Annotated in this window: 9 protein-coding genes; 4 read left to right on the top strand and 5 right to left on the bottom strand. The window is 34.2% G+C overall.

The window, feature by feature from the left end; genetic code table 11:
- Positions 1 to 89 precede the first annotated feature (89 nt).
- The gene (gene cphA, locus IEV10_RS01355) at positions 90 to 2,732 is read left to right on the top strand and encodes a cyanophycin synthetase (RefSeq protein WP_188372900.1); all 2,643 of its coding nucleotides are present in this window, start codon (positions 90 to 92) and stop codon (positions 2,730 to 2,732) included.
- 53 nt (positions 2,733 to 2,785) lie between these two features.
- Here cphA and IEV10_RS01350 read toward each other — a convergent pair whose 3' ends face one another.
- From IEV10_RS01350 to IEV10_RS01335, 4 genes are all read right to left on the bottom strand, one after another.
- Positions 2,786 to 3,823 carry an aldo/keto reductase gene (locus IEV10_RS01350; protein ID WP_188372899.1) on the bottom strand — a complete coding sequence of 346 codons (1,038 nt, stop codon included), beginning with the start codon at positions 3,821 to 3,823 and terminating at the stop codon, positions 2,786 to 2,788.
- A gap of 85 nt (positions 3,824 to 3,908) precedes the next feature.
- Positions 3,909 to 4,328, bottom strand: coding sequence for a lysozyme inhibitor LprI family protein (locus tag IEV10_RS01345; protein WP_188372898.1), 420 nt, complete (start codon positions 4,326 to 4,328; stop codon positions 3,909 to 3,911).
- Positions 4,318 to 5,277, bottom strand: coding sequence for an OmpA family protein (locus IEV10_RS01340; RefSeq protein WP_188372897.1), 960 nt, complete (start codon positions 5,275 to 5,277; stop codon positions 4,318 to 4,320). Before IEV10_RS01340 ends, IEV10_RS01345 begins: the two co-directional genes overlap by 11 nt.
- Positions 5,278 to 5,309: 32 nt before the next feature.
- Entirely contained in the window at positions 5,310 to 6,071 is a 762-nt protein-coding gene (locus IEV10_RS01335) for an exodeoxyribonuclease III (RefSeq protein ID WP_188372896.1), read from the bottom strand.
- A 98-nt stretch (positions 6,072 to 6,169) separates the two neighbouring features.
- Here IEV10_RS01335 and IEV10_RS01330 point away from each other — a divergent pair, with 98 nt between their 5' ends.
- Both IEV10_RS01330 and IEV10_RS01325 read left to right on the top strand, forming a co-directional pair.
- Complete coding sequence (locus tag IEV10_RS01330) at positions 6,170 to 9,613, top strand: DUF8818 domain-containing protein (RefSeq protein ID WP_188372895.1); 3,444 nt, start codon at positions 6,170 to 6,172, stop codon at positions 9,611 to 9,613.
- A 77-nt stretch (positions 9,614 to 9,690) separates the two neighbouring features.
- Positions 9,691 to 10,206: a DUF3575 domain-containing protein gene (locus IEV10_RS01325; protein ID WP_188372894.1), complete on the top strand. Its 516-nt coding sequence runs from the start codon at positions 9,691 to 9,693 to the stop codon at positions 10,204 to 10,206.
- A gap of 71 nt (positions 10,207 to 10,277) precedes the next feature.
- Here IEV10_RS01325 and IEV10_RS01320 read toward each other — a convergent pair whose 3' ends face one another.
- Complete coding sequence (locus IEV10_RS01320) at positions 10,278 to 11,822, bottom strand: glycine--tRNA ligase (RefSeq protein ID WP_188372893.1); 1,545 nt, start codon at positions 11,820 to 11,822, stop codon at positions 10,278 to 10,280.
- 228 nt (positions 11,823 to 12,050) lie between these two features.
- On the opposite strand from IEV10_RS01320, the gene IEV10_RS01315 reads away from it, so the two are divergent.
- Positions 12,051 to 12,731, top strand: a complete 681-nt coding sequence (locus IEV10_RS01315; RefSeq protein ID WP_188372892.1) for a ComF family protein — start codon at positions 12,051 to 12,053, stop codon at positions 12,729 to 12,731.
- Positions 12,732 to 12,758: the final 27 nt, after the last annotated feature.

The raw sequence follows: 12,758 nt of genomic DNA, 5'->3' as shown, positions 1-12,758 counted from the left end.
AATCTAAAAATATTGGGCAAAAATAAGTCAAAATTTCTATTGAAAAATACTATATTTATAATCTTTCACTAAATAAAAAACCAACCATAATGGAGATAAGAAGTATTAATGCAATGCGAGGACCAAACTATTGGTCTGTGAGACGACATAAGTTAATTGTAATGGTTTTAGACCTTCAAGAAATGGAAGAGTATCCATCAAATAAAATAGATGGATTTCCAGAACGATTAAAAGCCATGTTCCCTAGTATGTATTCTCATCGCTGCTCAGAAGGTTGTGAGGGTGGTTTTTTTATGCGTGTAGATGATGGTACTTGGATGGGTCATGTTATTGAACATATTGCTTTAGAGATTCAAACCTTAGCAGGAATGGACACTGGCTTTGGTAGAACTCGGGGTTATGGTGAAGAAGGTGTTTATAATGTAGTGTTTTCTTATATGGAGGAATCAGTTGGACGTTATGCTGCTAAAGCTGCAGTTAGAATATGTGAAGCTTTAATTGCTGGTGAAGACTATGATTTATCTGAAGATATACAAGAGATGCGTGAACTTCGAGAAGCTGATAGGTTAGGACCAAGTACCGGTTCAATAGTCGCCGAAGCTGAAGCTAGAGGCATCCCTTGGATTAGACTTAACAAATATTCATTGTGTCAATTAGGGTATGGGGCCAATCAAAAACGAATTCAAGCGACTGTTACAAGTGAAACTAGTAGTATTGGTGTTGAGCTAGCATGTGATAAAGAAGACACAAAATACTTATTAGAACAAGCTGAAGTTGAAGTGCCAAGAGGTGATATTATTCGACGAGAAAGAAGCTTAGAAGAAGCATGCAGATATGTGGGGTTTCCGCTAGTGATAAAACCAATTGACGGTAATCATGGTCGTGGAATTACCGTAGATATTCAAAATTATGATGATGCATTAGTAGCTTTTAGACATGCAAAAGATAGTTCAAGAAGCGGCGCTATTATAGTTGAAAAATTTATTACAGGTGATGATTATAGGTTATTAGTCATTAATAATAAATTGGTCGCAGCTGCAATTAGAACGCCGGCACATGTAATAGGTGATGGAAAATCGACAATTCAAGAATTAATTGATAAGGTAAATAGTGATCCTCGTCGTGGATATGGTCATGAAAAAGTTTTGACCCAAATCACAACAAATGAGCTTACACAAAAACTTATTGCGGATGCAGGTTATACATTAGACTCGATTATAGCTGAAGGTGAAAAGTTAATTTTAAAAGATACAGCTAACCTAAGTACTGGTGGTACAGCAGAAGATGTGACTGATATTGTGCATCCTGCTAATGTAAGTATGGCAGAACGAATCTCTAAGATTATTGATTTAGACATTTGTGGTATTGATGTGATGACAACAGACATAACCAAACCATTGTCAGAAACTGGAGGTGCTGTTTTAGAAGTTAATGCAGGTCCTGGTTTTAGAATGCATCTAGCACCAACTACTGGCTTACCAAGAAATGTTGCAGCACCAGTAATTGATAAATTATTTCCTCAAAAAGGAGACACAGGAAGAATCCCAATTATTGCGACTTCAGGAACAAATGGAAAAACAACTACGACGCGTTTAATAGCGCATATTGCTAAAATGAAAGGCTATCGTGTTGGTTACACAACTAGCGATGGTGTGTATATTCAGAACAGGTTATTAATGACAGGCGATTGCACAGGTCCAGCTAGTACAGAATTTGTGCTAAAAGATCCAACAGTAAACTTTGCAGTTTTAGAATGTGCTAGAGGTGGTTTATTAAGAGCCGGTTTAGGATTTAAGAAATGTGATGTTGCTGTTGTAACTAATGTAGCTGCGGATCATTTAGGATTAAAAGGGATTAATACGATAGAACAATTAGCTAAGGTGAAAGCTGTAGTTCCAGAAACTGTTTTACCAGATGGTTACGCTATTTTAAATGCAGATGACGATTTAGTTTATGACATGAGGCGAAATGTAGAATGTAATGTAGCACTATTTTCAATGGATGAAAACAACCCACGTATTAAAGCATTGCAGAGATTAAATGGTATAACAGCAGTCTATGAAAGTGGTTTTGTAACTATTTGCAGAGGTGAATGGAAAATGCGCATCATGAAAGCTGAAAACATTCCATTAACTTATGGCGGGAAAGCTAAGTTTATGATACAGAATGTTTTGGCTGCTGTGTTAGCTGCTAATATTCAAGGAATTAGTAATGAAGATATTAAGGCTGGTTTAGAAACCTTTATCCCTTCTGCTTCTCAAACACCAGGACGGTTAAATTTATTTGAATTTAATGACTTTAATATTTTGTTAGATTATGCGCACAATCCTGCAGGAATGAGAGCGCTACAAAAATTTACAGATGAGTTAGAATCTACTGTTAAAGTCGGAATTATTGCAGGCATTGGAGATAGACGTGTTGAGGATAATAATGAAATGGGAAGTATAGCTGCTGAGATGTTTGATGAAATTATCATTAGACAAGATAAGCGTCTTAGAGGAAAAACGGAAGAAGAGTTAATTAAGATGCTTAATGACGGTATTAAAAGTAAGGACCCAAATAAGAAAACAACGATAATACCTTCAGAAAAAGAAGCGATTAAATATGCTGTTAAAAATGCAGAAAAGGGCTCACTAATTATTTTATGTAGTGATGTGGTGCCAGATGCATTGGATTTAGTAAAAAACCTTAAAGCGTTAGACGCTAAAGGCGAATTACATTTAATAGATTAATAAAAACAAAAAGGCAGAAATCTCTGCCTTTTTTTGTTTAAATAAAGTTTAGTTTAAGGCGCTGGATTAGGAATCGATGCATGTACTTCGTTTATAGCCTTCATCACCTCTTCACTTAGTGTAATATTAATACTATCTATATTTTCTTCTAGCTGTTGTAAATTGGTTGCGCCAATAATATTACTCGTTAAAAACGGCCTGCTATTCACAAAAGCTAGTGACATTTGCGCTAAACTCAGATTATTCTCTTCTGCAATTTTAAGGTAGCGCTTAGTAGCCTCTGTAGCTTGCTCACCACTATATCTTGCAAATCGTGGGAATAACTTTAGACGTGCATTATCTGCAGCAGTACCTTTAATATATTTACCAGATAAAACACCAAAAGCCATTGGTGAATAGGCTAAAAGACCAATATTTTCACGATGGGCAATTTCAGCCAATGCGCCTTCAAATGGTCTGCACAATAAGGAATATGCATTCTGTATGGTAATCATTCGAGGTAGATTATTGTATTTAGCTTCTTCTAAATAGCGCATGGTTCCCCAAGCGCCTTCGTTAGAAATACCAATATGTCTCACCTTTCCAGATTTTATAATTTCATCTAGATTATGTAGTATTTCATTAAAGTTGTCTTGCCATGGGTCATTAGGATTATGAACATAATCTCTTGTTCCAAAAAGCAAAGTCTCTCGCTCAGGCCAGTGCAGTTGGTATAAATCTATGTAATCTGTTTGTAAGCGTTTTAAACTATTGTCTACGGCTTCATTAAGCGCTTGTTTACTAAAGCCAGTAGTGCGAATATGTGCTGTGTAATCTCCAGGGCCTGCTATTTTAGTAGCTAAAACCACTTTATCTCTATGACCTGTTTTTGAAAACCAATTACCTATAATACGCTCTGTCTCTGCATAAGTTTCTGCTGTTGCAGGTACAGGATATAATTCTGCAACATCAAAAAAGTTTACACCTTTGTCTAGTGCTAAATCCATTTGAGCAAAACCTTCGTCTTGTGTGTTTTGGTTTCCCCAAGTCATGGTGCCAAGACATATTTTACTAACATTTATATCTGTATTCGGAAGGGTGGTGTATTTCATAGTAGAGTAAAAAATTTTAACAAAAATAAGAAGACCTTTCAGGTTTGTAAAACTTGAAAGGTCTAAAAGATTGTTAAGTTTTTAATCAAAACTTATCTTCCAATAAAAAATCTAAGGTTCTGATTCTATGCTCTGTAATGGTTAACATGCTATGCATGTAAATTATTGCTTCAGAATTACCTTCTAAGCCATCACTCATATGTTGACTTAAAATTTTGCGTTCTTTTTCCCATGCTTTCTGGAAATCTTTAAGTTTGATCTTAGTACTGTCGCTATCGACTAAAGCAATATATTTATTAAACTTTGATAACATTAAAGAATCCGTTTTTCTAAGCTCAATATTCAAGCAGATTCTATGTTCAATATTACTTCCAGAAGTGCTGTCACAATTGATTTTGTATTTCAGATAAGGCATGTCTTTCAGAAAACCAACGTCTTTAGTGTTTTGCGAAATACTAAACACTGGAAAACAAAATAGCAATATTATAAGACGCTTATATATCATTCAATAACTTAGAAATCTCATCTAGTTTAGGTGTTAAAATCACTTCGATACGTCTGTTTTTTGCTTTGCCTTCAGCGGAATCATTACTTGCAATTGGGGCATATTCACCACGACCAGCGGCAGTTAAATTTTCAGGATTAATTGACGTGTTTTCACGCAATATATTTACAATTGCAGTGGCACGTTTTGTCGATAAATCCCAGTTGCCACTTAATTGGGCATTACCTTTATAAGGGACATTATCTGTGTGTCCTTCAATTAAAATATCTATATCCGGATTGTCTGCTAAAACACTTCCCAGTTGCTGTACCGCTTTACGACCTTCGGAACCTACAGACCAACTACCTGAATTAAAAAGGAGTTTGTTTTCCATTGAGATGTAAACTTTCCCATCACGCTGTTCAACTGTCAATCCTTTGCCTTCAAAATTAGTCAAGGCTTTAGAAATGGCATCTTTTAGTTTGGTCATTGCAGCATCTTTGTTAGCAATAATTGTTTCTAATTCTGCAACACGTTTAGAGCCACTCTCTAATTCTTTTTGTAATTTGTTCAATCGGTCACTTTCAGCAGCTAAAGCTTGTTCTTTAGCTTCGAGTTGCGCTAATAACTCTCTATTCTTTTTAGAATTTGCCGCAATTGAAGCTGAGCTATTTTCCTCCAAAGCTTTATATGAGGCTTTTAAGTTGTCTAGATTTGCTTTTGTAGCAGCCAATTCTGTTGTCAATTGGTCACGCTCTTTTATAGCATCATCATAGGCTTTTTGGAGTTTGTTCAAATCATTTTCGAGCTTTGTTTTTGCTTCAGAAAGTGATTGATTATCATCAGAGAGTTGGCGATGTTCTTTTTTAAGATTGGCATATTTGTCTTCTAAATCTGTATAAATCTTTTTAGATACACAGGAAGAAAATAAACTTAAACTTAAGGCTAGGATTGTTACTTTTTTAATCATAGGTTTTATTTGGGTTTAAGGGATGGTTTAATTTAAAATTCTAACTCCAGCAAAATAGGACAATGGTCACTATGTACAGCTTCGGTGAGTATAACGCTTCGTTTTAGATTTTCTTGTAAAGGTTTAGTTGCTAAGGCATAATCCAAACGCCAACCTTTGTTATTTGCACGCGCGTTTGCTCTGTAACTCCACCACGAATATTTTTGTAATTCAGGGTTTAAGTATCTAAATGTATCTACGAGGCCGCTGTCCAAAAATTTGCCTAACCACTCACGTTCTTCAGGCAAAAATCCCGAAACACCTTTCATTTTTGGGTTATGGATATCGATTTCTTCATGGCAAATGTTATAATCACCACAGATTACAAGTTTAGGAAAGTCTTTTCTTAGGCTGTTAATATAGTCTTGGAACTCGGCCATATAATTGAGTTTAAAATTCAATCGCGCATCATTTGTTCCTGATGGTAAGTACAAACTCATTACAGATACATTATCAAAATCTGCTCTAATGTTTCGGCCTTCAAAATCCATAGATTCTATTCCTGTACCAAACTCGACATGATTTGGTTCTGTTTTACTTAAAATAGCAACACCGCTATAGCCTTTTTTTTGTGCACTAAACCAGTAATTGTATGTGTAACCTGCTTCGGCAAAAACATTTAAATCTAATTGGTCTTCTTGAGCCTTTATTTCTTGTAAGCATATGACATCAGGGTCAGTTGCTGTTAACCATTCTATAAATCCTTTTTTTAATGCGGCTCTAATACCGTTGACGTTGTATGATGCTATTTTCATGTTAAAGAATTAGTTCAATTTCAAAAATAAATAATACTGTACTTTTACAATGCTTTTTATTGTGAAATATGTCTTAAATAAAGGCGTTACTGTTCTATATGCGAATAATAATTACTTTTCTATGTTTTCTGCTTTCGTTTGCTGCCCTAGGACAGGACAAGTCTAGTAATTATCGTACTAAAAAAATAGCGGTTAAAGATTCGATTAAAATAGATTCTGTAAGCATCAACCCAAACCTGTTTAAGATAAGAACTAAGTCAGGTGTAATTATAGACTCTACCTTATATTCTGTAGATTTTGCTAAATCCATATTGCGTTTTAAGCAACCAATATCTATAGATACAATTGTTGTCGAATATCTTCAGTATCCAAAATTTATTACTAAAACATATAGGCAGCTTGATGATAATATTATTGTTAAAAACACAAAAGCGCGACAAAAGTTATTTCAAATTCAGAATACAAACAGAACAAATAATTTTACACCTTTTGACGGATTAACCACATCAGGAAGCATTTCTCGTGGTGTAACTATTGGTAATAATCAAAATTCTGTTTTAAATAGCGAATTAGATTTGCAAATTTCCGGAAAATTAAGTGAAAAAGTTTCTTTAAGAGCATCGATACAAGATGCAAATATTCCGTTACAAGAAAGTGGATTTTCCCAGCGATTGGATGAGTTCGATCAAATTTTTATTGAAATATTTAGCCAAGACTGGCGCATACGAGCTGGAGATATAGATTTAAACAACAACACGAGTTACTTTAATGGATTTAGTAAACGTGTGCAAGGCTTATTAGTTAATGCCAATTTGAGTGAGAAGACATCAGTTTTTGCTTCTGGTGCTTTGGTACGTGGTCAGTTTACGACCAGTCAATTTACAGCACAAGAAGGCAATCAAGGACCTTATAAATTACGTGGGCAAAATGGTGAATTATTTGTACTTGTAGTTTCAGGAAGTGAAACCGTTTATGTCAATGGTGTGCCTTTACAACGTGGAGAAAACAAAGATTATATTATAGATTATAATGCCGGCGAAATAATTTTTAATTCTACATTTCCGATTACTTCAGAAATGAGAATCACTGTTGACTATCAATTTAGTGAGCGCAATTATTCGAGATTTACGGTTTACGGCGGCGGACAATACCAAAGTGAAAAATTGAAGTTGAATCTTTCTGTGTATTCTGAAAGTGATGCAAAAAACCAACCATTACAACAGAATTTATCTACGGAACAAGTCCAGATATTAGCAGTAGCTGGAGATGATAAAAGTTTAATGACGGCACCTTCTGCCGTTGAAGAATCATTTTCTGAAAACAGGATTCTGTACCGTAAAGAGTTATTTGGTACTGAAGAAATATTTGTGTTTTCTAATGATCCTAATGACCAACTCTTTAGCGTGCGATTTACTTTAGTGGGAAATAATCAAGGGAATTATGTATTGAGTAACGATAGTACAGTTGCTAATATTTATGAATTTGTACCACCAATTGCAGGAATTCCTCAAGGTAATTTTGAGCCTATTATTCAATTAGTCGCTCCAGAACGCTTACAAATAGCAACGCTAAATGGATCTTATATACCAACTGAAAAGACAAATGTGTTTTTTGAATTGGCAGGTAGTAAAAATGATTTGAACCTTTTCTCAAGTGCTGACGATAATAATAATGATGGTTTTGCTGGGAAGTTTAAAGTGCAACAAAAGCTCATAAAAAAAGATAGTGCTTGGAATGTTTCGGCTATTGCAGATGTTGATTATCTACAAGATAATTTTAGAACAGTACAACGACTGTACCGACCAGAATTTGCACGTGATTGGAATCTGGATAATTCTGAAGCTAATCAAGGTAATGTAAGTTTAGGAGACCAGCTACTTTTTAATTCAGGCGTTCAAATATTTCATCATAAAAAAGGACGAGCTGCGTATAATTATGAACACCTTAATTATTCCGAGGCTTTTAATGGAAATAGACATAATCTCAATGCAGATTTACGATTAGGAAGCTTCAGTATCTATTCTCAATCAAGTGCTCTGAGTAATAATTCGACATTAAACAGGTCAGAATTTGTAAGGTCTTTTAATCGTGTTGTTTATGGTAAGGACAATAAATGGGCTGGTGTGAAATTTGCTCTTGAAGATAATAAGCAAACCGAAAAAGCCTCGGGGAACTTAACAGCTTTAAGTCAGAAATTTACATCTTATGAGGCCTTTGCCGGGATTGGTGACAGCACAAAAGTATTTGTAGAATTGGGCTATATACATAGACTTAATGACAGCTTAAGAAATAATAATTTGCAACGTGTAAACACCTCTAACACCTACTATTTAAAGTCACGTTTAATTCAGAATAAGACCAGTAATTTACAGTTATTTGTTAATTATAGGACGCTAAAGGCGGAAGATAACACCTCACAAGATGAGCAATCTCTTAATAGCAGATTAAACTACAATCAACGCTTATTTAAAAATGTTTTAATTCTCAATACAAGTTACGAGACCAATTCTGGAACCTTACCACAACAAGATTTTACTTTTGTTGAGGTTGAGCCCGGTCAAGGTAATTTTACATGGATAGATTATAACGAAAATGGGATACAAGAATTAGGCGAATTTGAAGTCGCCCAATTTGCTGATCAAGGCAATTATATAAGAGTATTGTTACCTAATCAGGTATTTGTACAAACACATCAAAATCGTTTTAGTCAAACAGTAACGTTTAATCCTCAGAAATGGAATTCATCAGAAAACAAATCCAAAAAGTTCTGGTCACATTTTTACAATCAAACCTCTTTTTTAGTGGATAACAAATTGCGTCGTGATGGCGGTGATTTTAATTTGAATCCGTTTGAAGTACTTTCTATAAAAAGTGGCATAGATCCAAACCGATTAGGATTAAACTTTAGTTTACGTAACGTATTGTTTTACAACCGCGGGAAACAACGCTACACCACATCTTATACCTATCTAACAAATAAGAGTCAGAGTCTATTATCTATTGGCGCTCAGACGAGTAATTTACGAAGCCATCAGTTTAATTTTAACCATAAGTTTGCTAAAAGTTGGTTGTTAAATCTTGAAAATATATTTAGTAATTCTGAAAGTACAAACGAGGGCTTCTCATCTCGAGATTTTAATATAGATGAGACACAGTTTCAACCAAAACTATCTTACATATTTAGTGAAAATGCGCAGTTCGATGTTTTTTATAAATACACTAATAAGAAAAACACTATAGGCAATTCTGAAGAGTTACTGCAAAACAACTATGGATTTTCATTCACCTATAACAATGCCCAGAAAGTTGCATTGACAGGTGAGTTTAATTATTTTCAAAATGATTACACAGGTAATGCAAATACAGCTGTAGCGTTTCAGATATTAGAAGGTTTGCAACCAGGGCGAAACTTTACGTGGAGTTTAATTGCACAGAAAAAGTTAACTAAGTTTTTGGATTTAAACCTTAATTATTTTGGACGTAAAACCGAAACGTCAAAGACTATACATACTGGTACTGTACAGTTGAAAGCTTATTTTTAAAAATATGATTTATTTAACGCAACCTTTTATAAAATTAAACATCTTTGCGTTGTAATCACAAAACAATTCAATCAATTATGAAAAAAATCTTTTTAATACTATTATGTATTTCTTTTGTTAGCATGCAAGCTCAAGAGCAGTCAGAATCTGATATTTATTCAGGAAATCATGAACTCAAAGTCAATGGGCTTTTTCTAGTCATAGGTGCTTTTGATGTGACTTACGAATATTTACTAAACGAAGAATCTGGTCTAGGAATTAACGTTTTCTTGCCTTATGATTCTGATATAAAAGATGATATTCAGTATTATATTTCGCCGTATTACCGTTTTTACTTCGGTAAAAAGTATGCAGCAGGATTTTTCTTAGAAGGATTTGGTATGCTTAATTCTATTGAGCCAGATTTATTTGGTAATACAGATGATTTTGAAACCGATTTTGCCTTAGGTATTGGTCTTGGAGGCAAATGGGTAACCAAAGGAGGCTTTGTAGGAGAATTGAGTTTAGGTGTTGGTAGAAACCTTTTTAATACAGATAAAACGGATATAGATTTTGTTTCTAAAGTAGGGATTACTTTAGGTTATCGTTTTTAAAATTAAACTTAATATAAAACAAAAAGCACCTAAATTCTTAGGTGCTTTTTTTATAAATTGATTTTTGTTTATTACATCCTCATCAACCATTCCTTAACGTCTACTTCTTTTTTGATGATTGCTTTTAAATCTTCAATCTTTACTCGCTGTTGTTCCATAGTATCTCTATGACGTATGGTTACAGTATTATTCTCTAAACTTTCTCCATCTACAGTAATGCAAAATGGAGTTCCATTTGCATCTTGACGTCTGTAACGACGGCCAACTGCATCTTTCTCGTCATAAGCTACGCTAAAATCCCATTTTAAATCATCAATAATTTTCTTAGATAATTTTACTAAGGCTTCATCTTTTCTTACGAGTGGTAAAATAGCCGCTTTAACAGGTGCTAAAACTGCAGGTAATTTTAAAACGGTACGGGTTGTGTTATTTTCTAATTCTTCTTCTTGTAATGCGTTTGAGAATACCGCCAAAAACATACGATCTAATCCAATAGAGGTTTCTAAAACATATGGTGTGTAGCTTTCGTTATCTTCATGGTCAAAATACTGTAGTTTTTTACCAGAGTATTCTTCGTGTTGTTTTAAATCAAAATCAGTACGGCTGTGGATACCTTCTAATTCTTTAAATCCAAAAGGGAATTTAAACTCAATATCTGTAGCTGCATCTGCATAATGTGCTAACTTTTCGTGGTCGTGAAAACGGTAATTATCTTCTCCCAATCCAAGCGATAAGTGCCACTTTAATCGTGCTTCTTTCCAATGTTTAAACCATTCGCCTTGCGAGCCTGGTTTAATGAAAAATTGCATTTCCATTTGTTCAAACTCACGCATTCTAAAGATAAATTGGCGTGCCACAATCTCATTTCTAAAGGCTTTTCCAGTTTGTGCAATACCAAACGGAATCTTCATTCGACCTGTTTTTTGCACATTTAAAAAGTTGACAAAAATACCTTGCGCGGTTTCAGGTCTTAAATATAAATCCATTGCGGAATCTGCAGAGGCACCTAATTTTGTGCCAAACATCAAGTTAAATTGCTTGACGTCTGTCCAGTTTTTACTTCCAGATAATGGGTCAGCAATTTCTAGCTCTTCAATCAATGCTTTAACGTCTGCTAAATCTTCATTTTCTAAAGATTTACCCATTCGAGATAGAATAGTATTTATTTTTTCTTGGTATCCTAAAACACGGCCATTTGTTGATAAAAACTCTTCTTTATTAAAAGCATCACCAAAACGCTTGGCTGCTTTTTTCACTTCTTTTTCTATTTTGTTTTCAATCTTAGCACAATAATCTTCGATTAAAACATCTGCACGATAACGCTTTTTAGAATCTTTGTTATCTATTAAGGGATCATTGAAGGCATCAACGTGACCAGAAGCTTTCCATGTGGTTGGATGCATAAATATTGCAGCATCTATACCTACAATATTATCATTCATTTGTACCATGGCTTTCCACCAATAGTCGCGTATGTTTTTCTTTAATTCAACACCGTTTTGTGCGTAATCATAAACAGCACTTAAACCGTCGTAAACTTCACTGCTCTGAAATACATATCCGTACTCCTTTGCATGCGAGATTACCTTTTTAAATTTGTCATCGTTATTTGCCATGCTGCAAAAATATAAAACCGTCACAATTAACGGTTGGTTTTTGGTAATTTATAGAAGCTTCAAAAATAAAGATTACATTTAAGTTATAAATGAAAAAATTCGTCAATTCGAGTGTCTCGACTTAAGGAGAGATGTATCGAAAATAGAATTTAATAAATTAAGTGTCTTGTTCTCGATACTTTTCTTTCAGAAAAGCTCGAACTGACGACTATTCAAATCAAAACACGTTTGCTTAAAAATCTCATCAATTTATTCTTTCCGCAAATATGCGAAGCTTGTAAAACACCATTACAAAATAATGAGAAAGTGATTTGTATAAATTGTAGGCATGAGCTACCGGTGACTAATTTTCATTTTGAAAATAGTCATGCTGTTAAAAAAATGCTATACGGCCGTGTAGAACTCGAAAACACCACAGCATTACTTCATTTTTCAAAAAAAGGATTGGTACAAGAACTACTTCATAATTTAAAGTATCGTGGTCACGAACAAATAGGTAAATTTCTTGGAGATTGGCTTGGTGAAGAATTAGCTAAAATCGAAGACTATAAGGATATAGATATTGTAGTACCTGTGCCTTTACATAGAAACAAACGTAGAGAACGAGGTTATAATCAAGTTACAAAATTTGGACAAGCTATTGCAAAAGCTTTAGGTTCTGAATATAATGAAGGTGTTTTGGTAAAAATAAAGCATGCAAGAACACAAGTTTTTAAAGACCGAAATACCCGTTTTGATAATGCCAATACACGATTTGCTCTTGGAGAAGTGGAAAGTTTAGAAGGCCAACATATTTTATTAGTCGATGATATTATTACAACTGGCGCAACTATAGAAGCTTGTGTTACACTTTTAAATACAATTCCGAATGTAAAAATTAGTGTTGCCACTATGGCAATTGCTGAGTAGTTTGTTCGTTATTAATAGAATTAAGTT

Source organism: Winogradskyella haliclonae (assembly GCF_014635865.1).
In the GTDB taxonomy this organism is placed as follows: domain Bacteria; phylum Bacteroidota; class Bacteroidia; order Flavobacteriales; family Flavobacteriaceae; genus Winogradskyella; species Winogradskyella haliclonae.
Note: the sequence above shows the minus strand (reverse complement) of the source record. Positions and strands in the feature narration are given on the sequence as shown.

Coding starts and splice junctions, on each gene's coding strand:
- IEV10_RS01340 (WP_188372897.1), bottom strand. CDS start 5,277: ATGATTAAAAAAGTAACAATCCTAGCCTTAAGTTTAAGTTTATTTTCT.
- IEV10_RS01320 (WP_188372893.1), bottom strand. CDS start 11,822: ATGGCAAATAACGATGACAAATTTAAAAAGGTAATCTCGCATGCAAAG.
- IEV10_RS01330 (WP_188372895.1), top strand. CDS start 6,170: ATGCGAATAATAATTACTTTTCTATGTTTTCTGCTTTCGTTTGCTGCC.
- IEV10_RS01345 (WP_188372898.1), bottom strand. CDS start 4,328: ATGATATATAAGCGTCTTATAATATTGCTATTTTGTTTTCCAGTGTTT.
- cphA (WP_188372900.1), top strand. CDS start 90: ATGGAGATAAGAAGTATTAATGCAATGCGAGGACCAAACTATTGGTCT.
- IEV10_RS01335 (WP_188372896.1), bottom strand. CDS start 6,071: ATGAAAATAGCATCATACAACGTCAACGGTATTAGAGCCGCATTAAAA.
- IEV10_RS01350 (WP_188372899.1), bottom strand. CDS start 3,823: ATGAAATACACCACCCTTCCGAATACAGATATAAATGTTAGTAAAATA.
- IEV10_RS01325 (WP_188372894.1), top strand. CDS start 9,691: ATGAAAAAAATCTTTTTAATACTATTATGTATTTCTTTTGTTAGCATG.